1 protein-coding gene and 1 pseudogene are annotated in these 669 nt (G+C 65.8%); both read left to right on the top strand.

Annotation, left to right across the window (positions count from 1 at the left end):
• Window positions 1–338, top strand: a pseudogene (locus AWB74_RS45125) (hypothetical protein); the annotation flags it as partial.
• On the top strand, window positions 335–669 hold a 335-nt coding region (locus AWB74_RS45120; RefSeq protein WP_143749574.1), incomplete at its 3' end, for a gluconate 2-dehydrogenase subunit 3 family protein. The pseudogene AWB74_RS45125 and the gene AWB74_RS45120, both read left to right, overlap by 4 nt.

Genomic DNA, 669 nt, shown 5'->3' with positions numbered 1-669 from the left:
TTGGCGAAGTCGCGTTGTTGCACTTCAGGGGCTCTTTTCAAAACCCGGTCATGTACGCGCCGGTGACGATACCACCGATGGCGGCCGCCTTGCTGACCCACGCGGCGCTTGCGGCGCCGCGCGAACGGTGGCTTGCGCGGCTGTGGCTCCAGCTGACGACCGCGCTCGGACTCATCGGCTCGGCGTTTCACGCACGCGGCATTGCGCGCAATCAGGGCGGCTGGCGCAACTGGACCCAGAACGTATTGAACGGGCCGCCTTTGCCGGCCCCTCCTAGCTTTACGGCGCTGGCCCTGGCGGGACTCGCTGCCTTGCGATTGAGGAAAACCGAGCGATGACATTGCCTCCTAAGACCCGGTACCCGGGCTATGACGTGCTACAGAAGCGCGACAGCGTCTCTTGGGACGATGCAACTCGCGCGGTGATTGACGAACGCATGGCTGTGCCTGCGACACCCGTGTTTTGCGACGCGGTGCAGTGGCGCGCGCTCTCTGCGCTATGTGACTGCCTCATGCCACAAAACGCCGCGAGCGCAGATCGCCCGATGATCCCCGTGGCTGCGCTCGTGGACGCCAAGATCGCCAGCAATCATGGCGACGGCTATCGTGACGCGCGCTTGCCGCCACTGCAGCAGGCGTGGCGCACCGGGCTCGCCGCGCTCGATGCGGA

It is taken from the genome of Caballeronia arvi, from assembly GCF_001544695.2.
Lineage (GTDB): Bacteria > Pseudomonadota > Gammaproteobacteria > Burkholderiales > Burkholderiaceae > Caballeronia > Caballeronia arvi.
This window is presented reverse-complemented; position numbering and strand designations above follow the sequence as displayed.